The sequence below is a fragment of the Blautia sp. RTP21359st1_E11_RTP21359_211015 genome (assembly GCF_040910705.1).
Lineage (GTDB): Bacteria > Bacillota > Clostridia > Lachnospirales > Lachnospiraceae > Blautia_A > Blautia_A fusiformis.
In genome coordinates this window covers 103864-110306 of sequence record NZ_JBDGAB010000006.1, presented here as the reverse complement: position 1 = coordinate 110306, position 6443 = coordinate 103864, and the positions used below count along the sequence as shown (strand labels likewise).

Below are 6443 nucleotides of genomic sequence, written 5' to 3'. Positions count from 1 at the left end.
GTGCAAAAGCCCTTGCCATTTCCGTGAACCGTGGTAAAATAGAGTTATTCCTACATTTGTAGAAAATATGTAACAGGAGGTATGAAAAAGTGAAAAAAACTTACCAGAGACTTCCGGAATCAGAGCTGGATATTATGCTCGTTCTTTGGAATAATACTCCGCCGATGACCAGACCGGAGATTGAGAAAGTGATCACTATGAAGAAAAAACTTGCATCAACAACAATTTTGTCATTGCTGACCAGATTGGAGAACAAAAATTTCGTGGAAGTGACGAAACAGGGAAAAATGAATCTGTATACACCCCTGGTTTCGCAGTCAGATTATCAGGCACATGAAAGCCAGAGTGTTCTTGAGAAACTTTATGGGAATTCACTAAAAAAGTTTGTAACTTCACTTTATCATGGAAAGAAGATCAGCTCGGAAGAAGTCCAGGATCTCAGTGAATTTCTTAAGAACCTGGAGGACAGGGAGGAATAGCGAATTATGGAGGTTTTCATTCTACACATTCTGAAACTGAATGTTATTGCAGCAGTAGTAATTTTACTGGTAAAAGTGCTTGCGACTCTGTTTAAAGGACGTGTATCAGCGAGATGGAAGTACCTTATCTGGCTGTTGATTACGATAAGCCTTTGTGTTCCGGTGCGCCTTCCGGCGAATCTGGCACTGGTGGATTTCAAAGTACTTAGAAGCAGTCAACAGAATACGCAAAGCCCGAAGATAACGGATTACGCAGTCAGACCAGAGGAAAGTCAGAAGATAACAGAAAACGTATCATCTGCGAGCAAAGACATGAAAAATCTGACAGAAATCCCGGAACAAAAGAGAACTGTCAGGTACGAATCAGATAAATGGCTGGGAATTGTGGCTTTGATTTTTGCTGCTGTCTGGCTGAGCGTAGCGGTACTTAAACTGACGGGAGAATTGCTGGCATATTATTTTTCTATAAGGAATCTGGAACGGATGAGTCTGCAGGTAAGTGATACGGTGAGTATTCAGATGTACCGTGCAGCGTGTCAAAAGAAGCACGTACGCAGAATACCGGAACTCAGGCAAAACGCAGGTCTTACCACACCGCTTCTTGCAGGACTTTTACATACAAAATTGTATCTACCAGCAACCGGGTATTCAGCAGAAGAAAGAAAACTTATCTTTTACCATGAACTTACACATTATTGCCATCGGGATCTCTGGTATAAGATGCTCCTTCGAATCTGTGCATCGATATACTGGTTCAATCCCTTTCTTCTTATCATGCTGAAAGAAGCGGATAAGGATATTGAGAATCTGTGTGATACAGCAGTTGTTCGCAGAGTTAATAAAAAGGAACATAAATTATATCGACAGCTGCTTCTCAGGACAGTAGCCATGGAAAATCAGATTCCATATGTGACAGCAAGTCTTAATGACAGCGAAATGGTGTTTAAAGATCGGATTCTGTATATGGTGAACATTCGGAAACTCCGCAAAGGAATTCTTCCGGGAATTCTTGTGACGCTGCTGCTTGCAGGCGGTAATCTGGTATTTAATGTCTCTGCCGGGACAGATACAGTTTCAGTAGAGACGGAGAAGTCTGGTATTGAAAAAAATGCAGATCCAGAGAAAAATAATGTACCGGATTATGCACCATTTTCTGAAATGGTAACTATGCAGAAAGCTGCTGAAACCCAGGACGAAGGAGGAGTGACAGAGAATACAGATACAGAGGATTCTGTAGACGAAGAGGAAAAAGCAGATGCGGAAACAAACGATGAACCTGCCATGGAAAACAGCGGACAGGTAAGTGAAACGACCGATGATGGAATTACCTCTGACAACAACGGGTCTGTTTCATCTTATGAAAATCTGCCAGCAGGCGTACCATATACCAGTGGATTCAGTACTACTTCCGGTGTAGCATCAATTGTAGCACCGGGTGGAGGAGATGAAGAATCCAGAGTTCTTTACGATAACGGAGATGGGACCTATTCTGATTATTATGGGAGCCGATACAGTTATCAGGGAGATGGAAACTGGGCAGATGCCAATGGAAATTCATATCGTACCTGGAATGACGAAGGTTATCATTTCGGAAACCAACTGGAACAGCATGAACTCCAGGGCAGTAACGGTACTGTTAATGTAATAGAAACAACAAACGGAGATTATTATTATTGTGACGCAGATGGGGTCGGATACACAGACAATGGTGACGGCACCTGGACGGATGAGAATGGGAACATCTATACAGAATAAAGGATTTGTCCGATCGATGCATATTCAAATGATATTATTTCAGAAGAGGTATTGTATATGACCTACAATTTAGTAGAAATTCAGAAAAGACAGGAATCTACTGACAAATTTGTTCAGAAAGTTGGTAAAACTTTATGGCATTACACTTCTTTTCCAGCCTTGGATGGAATTTTAAGGAAAAAAAAGATTTGGTTTGGCAGCGCAACGAATGTGAATGATGCAAAAGAAGTGATTGGGTTTATTGATAACCTGAAGCAGAACATTGAGAACGGTCTTACCCAAAACAATATAAAACCCAAATGTGATGTTGATAAAATATTTAAAGAAATATATGACAGAACATCGCAAAAACACCTTTTTATGTTCTGTTTGTCACAGGCATTAGACGATGCAGCTCAATGGGACCGCTATGCCGATCATGGACGTGGTGTTGCAATAGAATTCAATACCGAAGCATTGCACAACCTGTTATATTATCATGGGATGATCATTGGCGAACAGTATTATACTCAGGAGACCAGGGATCATGAATTATACAAATTATTGTCTTCATATATTTCCACTGGAATTCTGGAAGGATTTTCCAACTTAGATGGATTCATTGATAATTTAGCATTATGTGCCCTTATTCACAAACATCCTACATTTACTGCTGAAAAGGAAATCCGAATCGCACCATATTTTGTAACGGACAACGATCCTCATATCGAATACAAAACATTCAATATAATAAAAGAGTTCTACATTTTAGATTTACAAAAAGTCTTAGAAACAGAAAATATGCACAGGGAAGATATTATCAATTCAATTATTATCGGACCACGTTCATCCCAGAATCCAAAAGATTTGGAAAACTACTGCAGACATCTTGGGTTGCATAAACTGGCTCAAAATATAAAAGTATCTGATTGTCCATTGCGTTAATAGATAAGAGGTTCCACTTACAGTGTGGAATCTCTTTTTCTGTCGAAACTCATTTAATGATTTTTGTTGTTGTCGGTTGCTTCATATAGTACACTGTCGTTATAATTATTAACCGGCAATGGAAAGAATGAGGAAATCGTATTGGATACCACAGATTACACTTCATGTGCAGAGATCGAAGAAGCAAAGAAAGCGTTTTTCGAAACCAAAAGGAATCGAAAAACGCTTTTTCATATATGACATATAAAAAAATGGGATCATAAACGATAGCATATTATTTGCGAATATCTACTAGTCCCTTTTTCAGTATATATTCAGAGAACTCATATGAAGCTCCGTCTCCAGTCACATTCAGATACAGATTTTTGAGGTCGCTTTCATTTACGATCCAGGCCATGTTCAGCTGTACACTTTCGCCTGGTTTTATAGAGGAAATGTAGTTTCCACCATTGCCATAATTTTCAGAGACACTATAATATACCATTCCTCCAGTCTTTGCCACGCCGTCCCAGCTAATGTAGTCATAGCCATCGCCGGCCTGTTCTGTTGGAATGTAAAGCTGTACTTTTCCATTTTCCTTAGTCAGGGTCAGTAAAGCACCAAGATAAAGCATATGGTCGATTTCCTCATTTGAATGATTGGTATAGGTAACTGTAACATAGACCAGTTTCTGATTCACTTCCTCTGACTTCACAATTTCATCCAGGGAATCGATTCCGTCGCCAGATTTCACATAATTCAATGTGTTTGTAGATAGCTTTCCATCAGCATCAATGGCTTCCGCCCATTCTTGTGGTATTTTGTCCGGATCGAGAAGCTGAAGATCATCAGAAATTTGAACAGAATCTACCTTTGCAGAAATCGTTTTTTCCAGATATTCACCATTTGTGTTTTCACCAATCACATCCAGATCAAAGGTGTCACCAATTTGGTAAATGGGTAGTTTTTTCTCATTTACAGAAGTACTTATTTCATCATTATCATCTTCTGTCTTTTCAGATATCATCTCTCCGCTCCATGTAGGCAATCCGGCGGTCTTTACCATAGTCGTGTTTCCCTCAATCACCAGATTTTCTGCAACTTTTATGGCTTCATCCTTTGACACATCATCTCCGATGTAGATCATAAGCACACGATATAAATCCGGGCAGACAAGATAAATTCTCTGGTTAAGAGCCCCGTTTTCGGTAATGCTATTATATTTGAGATATATCCCCTGGTATTTTCCAAATGTACGCTCTTCACTATCAATAACATTCTGATCCTGTACTACCTGTCCCAGATCATTTTTATCCAACAGGACAAATGAAAAACTGAACCCGCCAGTCATGCCATGCTCAGGATATTGGAGATGGTACTCGTCAATCCAGCTCATGCCCTCCGGAACATATTTAGCAGACAGATCTACCTCTGGGACCTCATCTGGAAGCACGGTCTTCTTTGCTGCATCACCAGCATCAATTTTGACTGAAACACCATAAGAACCCTGTTTTTCCAAAAACCAGTGATACAGATTTACTCCTGCATATACTGCCGTGGAAACTGCCAGTGCACACGCAGCTGCCACTGCGGCAACTTTCGGAGCTGTCCATCGTTTTCTTCTTCGCAGATTCGCCACTTTATTATCCGCCAGCTGCTTTGCTACCTCATTTTGAATCATATTATGGATAAAATCCGGTGTTTCGGGAATATCGTTTTTCATATCTTCTAATCTCATATTGACACCTCCTGTAATTCCTGCCTTAATTTTCCTCTTGCCCTTGCAAGTCTCTTTTGAACGGCACCTTCCGATATTTCAAGGATCTGGGCGATTTCTTTTACACTGAAATCTTCTATATAGTATAGAATAACGGGTAAACGCAGTTCCTCTTTTAAGGAATTTACGGCTGTATACAATTCACTGTAATTCTTTGTTTTTTCTGATTCCGGTTCCTGTCTGTCAGCCAGATTTTCCAATGGGATAAATTTACTGGATTTACGCACAAGGCTGTAACATTCGTTGATTAAGATACGGATTAACCAGGTCCGGGCATAGTTATCGTTTTTTAATGTGCCGACGTTGGAAAAAGCCTTCACAATTGTTTCTTGAATAGCATCTGCACAGTCATAGTCACTAAATAAAATTGTTTTTGCAGTTGAGTATAATTGTCTTTCTGAATCTAGGATCAGAGATCCAAGTTGTTCCTTTGTCATTTAAACACCACCTTTTTTTTGCCAGCCAGCATTTTCTTTACATCTATTAGACGTGCAGAAATCAAAAATATCCCTAATAATTTATTCTTTTTCTTATAAATGGACAAGTTCGTGGTTTTGCACAAAAAAATGTCTACTTTCGATAGTATTCCATAATAAAAGCAATAAAACAAGCATTTGCAAAGGGACATTGTTATAATTAAATTTGTTCATGGGTGTTATTTGTGATTACTTTCATGCTAATATGCTAATGTGCATTATCATATTAGCATGAAAAAAAATTAGGAAAATCTTAATAATTTCTCATGTAATCCATTGTGAATTTAGATGCTGTATTTGTTATACTTAATCGAGTACAAGCAAAAAGGAGAGTTGAAAATATGTCTGAAAAGATATTGATTATAGATGACGAGCAAGATATAGCGGATCTGTTGGAGGTCTACTTGAAAAACGAAAATTACATCGTTTATAAATTTTATTGCGCAACGGATGCCATGTCGTGTATTGAAAGCGGCGACATTGATCTTGCCATTCTGGATATTATGCTCCCGGATATGAACGGTTTTTCACTTTGCCAGCTTATCCGAAAGAAATACACTTATCCAATCATCATGCTAACGGCTAAAATTGAGGAAACGGATAAAATAACGGGGCTGACATTGGGAGCGGACGATTATGTGACAAAACCTTTTCGCCCACTTGAAGTAATTGCCAGAGTGAAAGCGCAGTTAAGACGTTACAAGAAATATTCGCCCAGTATCATCACAGAGAAAGTTCCATCGGAACTTTCCTATAACAAATTGTGCCTGAATGTGCAGACCCATGAATGTCTGTTAGACGGTGAGCCGGTTTCTCTGACACCGACAGAATTTTCTATCCTCCAGGTTCTTTTGGAAAGTGCCGGGAATGTTGTAAGCATTGAGGAACTGTTTCATGCAGTTTGGAAAGATGAATACTACTCTAAAAACAGCAGCACAATTACTGTGCATATCCGGCATCTGCGTGAGAAACTGAAAGATACTTCCGATACTCCGCAGTATATTAAAACGATTTGGGGTGTTGGTTACAAAATTTAAGCGAAAGGAGTACGCT

Annotated in this window: 6 protein-coding genes; 4 read left to right on the top strand and 2 right to left on the bottom strand. The window is 39.3% G+C overall.

All coding sequences use genetic code 11. The features are described 5' to 3' along the window. Nucleotides 1-89: 89 nt before the first annotated feature. The 3 genes from AB5026_RS03815 to AB5026_RS03805 are packed head-to-tail and all read left to right on the top strand — an operon-like array spanning nt 90 to nt 3158. Nucleotides 90-479: a BlaI/MecI/CopY family transcriptional regulator gene (locus tag AB5026_RS03815; RefSeq protein WP_059085781.1), complete on the top strand. Its 390-nt coding sequence runs from the start codon at nt 90-92 to the stop codon at nt 477-479. Nucleotides 480-485: 6 nt separating this feature from the next. After that, on the top strand, nt 486-2234 hold the full coding sequence (locus AB5026_RS03810) for a M56 family metallopeptidase (protein ID WP_015542764.1): 1749 nt from the start codon (nt 486-488) through the stop codon (nt 2232-2234). A 57-nt stretch (nt 2235-2291) separates the two neighbouring features. Beyond that, on the top strand, nt 2292-3158 hold the full coding sequence (locus tag AB5026_RS03805) for a DUF2971 domain-containing protein (RefSeq protein WP_059085782.1): 867 nt from the start codon (nt 2292-2294) through the stop codon (nt 3156-3158). A 274-nt stretch (nt 3159-3432) separates the two neighbouring features. Here the strand turns inward: AB5026_RS03805 and AB5026_RS03800 are convergent, their stop codons facing one another. Together AB5026_RS03800 and AB5026_RS03795 are read right to left on the bottom strand one after the other, a co-directional pair. Beyond that, nucleotides 3433-4875 (bottom strand): DUF4367 domain-containing protein, encoded by a 1443-nt coding sequence (locus AB5026_RS03800; protein WP_059085783.1) that lies wholly within the window; start codon nt 4873-4875, stop codon nt 3433-3435. After that, a complete protein-coding gene (locus AB5026_RS03795; protein ID WP_059085784.1) occupies nt 4872-5351 on the bottom strand; it encodes a sigma-70 family RNA polymerase sigma factor in 480 nt (159 codons plus the stop codon). The genes AB5026_RS03800 and AB5026_RS03795 overlap by 4 nt, the downstream gene beginning before the upstream one ends. Before the next feature lie 380 nt (nt 5352-5731). On the opposite strand from AB5026_RS03795, the gene vanR reads away from it, so the two are divergent. Further along, the gene (gene vanR, locus AB5026_RS03790; protein ID WP_059085785.1) at nt 5732-6427 is read left to right on the top strand and encodes a VanR-ABDEGLN family response regulator transcription factor; all 696 of its coding nucleotides are present in this window, start codon (nt 5732-5734) and stop codon (nt 6425-6427) included. Nucleotides 6428-6443 lie beyond the last annotated feature (16 nt).